This window comes from Okeania sp. SIO3I5 (genome assembly GCF_010672085.1).
In the GTDB taxonomy this organism is placed as follows: domain Bacteria; phylum Cyanobacteriota; class Cyanobacteriia; order Cyanobacteriales; family Microcoleaceae; genus Trichodesmium.
Genome location: NZ_JAAHHT010000472.1, coordinates 1 through 2,617, shown reverse-complemented (window position 1 = coordinate 2,617; position 2,617 = coordinate 1). Strand labels below are relative to the sequence as shown.

General features: G+C 35.0%; 4 protein-coding genes. 3 read left to right on the top strand and 1 reads right to left on the bottom strand.

The window, feature by feature from the left end; genetic code table 11:
* On the top strand, nucleotides 1-626 hold a 626-nt coding region (locus F6K40_RS39750; RefSeq protein WP_293145693.1), incomplete at its 5' end, for a hypothetical protein.
* Between the two features lie 184 nt (nucleotides 627-810).
* Here the strand turns inward: F6K40_RS39750 and F6K40_RS39745 are convergent.
* Nucleotides 811-1,662, bottom strand: coding sequence for a hypothetical protein (locus F6K40_RS39745; RefSeq protein WP_293145690.1), 852 nt, complete (start codon nucleotides 1,660-1,662; stop codon nucleotides 811-813).
* Nucleotides 1,663-1,767: 105 nt separating this feature from the next.
* On the opposite strand from F6K40_RS39745, the gene F6K40_RS39740 reads away from it, so the two are divergent.
* Together F6K40_RS39740 and F6K40_RS39735 are read left to right on the top strand one after the other, a co-directional pair.
* Nucleotides 1,768-2,397 carry a hypothetical protein gene (locus tag F6K40_RS39740; protein WP_293145687.1) on the top strand — a complete coding sequence of 210 codons (630 nt, stop codon included), beginning with the start codon at nucleotides 1,768-1,770 and terminating at the stop codon, nucleotides 2,395-2,397.
* Nucleotides 2,398-2,441: 44 nt separating this feature from the next.
* Nucleotides 2,442-2,617 (top strand): MerR family transcriptional regulator (locus F6K40_RS39735; RefSeq protein WP_293145696.1); only part of this gene is annotated, 176 nt, incomplete at its 3' end.

Genomic DNA, 2,617 nt, shown 5'->3' with positions numbered 1-2,617 from the left:
TTTATCTAAAATCTAAAAACCCCAACGTTGTACTTATGACTGAACCTTTAGTTACTACTACTGAACCTTTAGTTACTACTACGCAAGCTGCTTTTTTACTCAATATTTCTACTGGTCGATTACGGGAGCTACTGAATCAAGGTCGTGTTAGAGATGCTGAAAAAGTCGGAAGACTTTGGATGATTCGCCTTAATTCTAGGGGAATGCCAGAAATTAAACCAGGTCGTCGTGGTCCCGAAGGTACTTGGAACAAGAATCGACGCTCTGGCAATACTTTTGTTCATGTTCTACGAAAGACTATTGACTATAACCGAGACAATGAAACTTCTCATCCAGTCGTTGCGGTAAAAGTGGGAGATAAAAAGGATTATTGCCACGCCCTGAAAATAAAAGGACCTTGCCAAATCGTTTATCAACCCCATGATCCCAATAAAAGTCAAGCTGGAGGAGCGCGTCTGTGGATAGAAGTAGAACCAGAACATATAGTAGAGCGAGTATATTTCAGTAATGGAGATTATGGTCCGCCACCAGAGGTGACTGAGCAGAGAGCGAAAGTTAAAAAGAAAAAGTCAAAACAAAAAAACTCAAAACAGAGAAAGTCAAAAATCAAAGGAAAAAAGAAATAGCAGAGTCAGTTAGATAAATAGTTAGCTGGGAAAACAGAGCTTAGTTTATGAGCAGTGGATGTCTTCTGTTCTATTTTTTGCTGTCTCTAAATAAATAGAATTATCTTTTGCAAAAGCTTTAATTTCAGCTAATTTTTCTAGTTTTACATATATACAGTAGATCAAGAATATCTTGTCTGGGAGTTTATTTCAAGGTTGGTGCTTGAGGACTGAGAATAACGGTATATTCTCCGCGATCGCTCTGTTGAATAACTACCACTGGAGGACGAGCATTTGATGCTTCATCTTGTGACAGAGAGGGAAATATATAATATTGACTGTCTATATCGATCAGTAGTCGCCAGATAACTTGGGGAAAGTTAGAATCGGTTTTGTTGTTGTAATCTAGTTTTAGTAATCTTTCATATAATTCTATATCTCCGATAATACGAACATTGTTAGGATCGTCTGTCAGATCAAATCTTTTTCTCCCTAATGGTCGGTTTTCTGGGATGATTACAGTTACTATTGGTAATAATGATGTGTCGTTACGAGAGTCTCGTATCGCATCAAGGTTTCCTTGAGTTTGACCAAGGAAATATAGGGTTATTAATAACCACAATATCACGACTATTTCATTAATTAAAGCTTTGTCATAATTTTGATAGTTAAATTGTTTATAATAGAGAAATGATTGGAAAGGTATAAACTTTTTATAGTATTTAGTTTTGAGGCTTAATCTTAATAATTTTAAACGCAGATTATTCAAAATTTTTGTTGATTCTTGGATAGCAAATTCAATAATTATGAAAATTATTTTGACGATAATAAAAATAGTTATTGCAATCCAAATATTACGCAAAATAGTTGAAAAATCTCCTTTATATAAGTTGCCTAAAAATACTTGTATTGATTCAATTAAAAATGATTCATAGGGTAAGTTTAAGGTATTAACTTCTAGTTGAAAATAATCAAAGTAAGTCGAACGATAAACCCAGCCTGTGAAATATAAACCTGCTCCTAAAAGACCTAATAAACCAGCAATTTTTCCCAACATAATTGTAAGTATAAATTCTTATTTCCAGAAAAATTAATCTAATGATGGAATGTTTTAGTAATATAATTTATTATATATAGATAATGTTTTGTTCAACGACCAAAAATGAATACAACTAAGAAGATAACTAAAATCACAATTATTTTCCTAATGGCCTGCCTAACTTTAGCAGTTCAAGATAAAAGAGAAGCGATTGCTAACCCTAAACCTATTGTAGAAGGTGAAGATAAACCAACCTCAAAACCCATTCCTCTTTCCTTGCCTACTAATGCAACAGTGGTACTCAAAAATGGTGATAGTAGATCCGGTAAGATAATAGATATAAATTCTCAACACATTACTATTAAAAAAGGTGAAAGTATTGCTAGAGAAGCGATCGCAAATGTTGACAAGATTAAGTTTAGTGGCGATCCTTTGTGGCCTATTCCGGGGCCAGAGAGAAAGCTCCCTATTCGTGGGGGTAAGATAAATACGAAAGGTAAACCTCGACGTATTGAGGTAAGAATGGATGGCTTAGAATGGGAGAATGTAGAAAAGGGTATTGCAATTATTAAACCTGAAGCTGTGATTGGGGTAGATGGCAGAAAAGGTCTACCTCGAAGTATGAGGAATATTTTTAATAGTCGTTATATTGTCAGCTCTATAGGGTTTGAACCAGAGCAGCAAACTTTAATTATTACTGCTACATCCAAACTTGACATAGAGTTAGTAACAAATTATGAATTTTCTATATAAAACGCTCAAACAACAATAAATCGTGCTAAGATCGAAAAAAATAAATGTTTCAGATGAAATATGTCAGACCCAAAGAAGCAGCGTCCATTCTTCGAGTTGCAGTTTCAAGTCTCAGACGATGGGATGAAGTTGGCAAAATCAAGGCAATCAAAACCCCATCAGGGCACAGGCGGTACTCAATCGCAGAAATCGAACAAGCAGGGGGTTTGCCCAGAGCAAT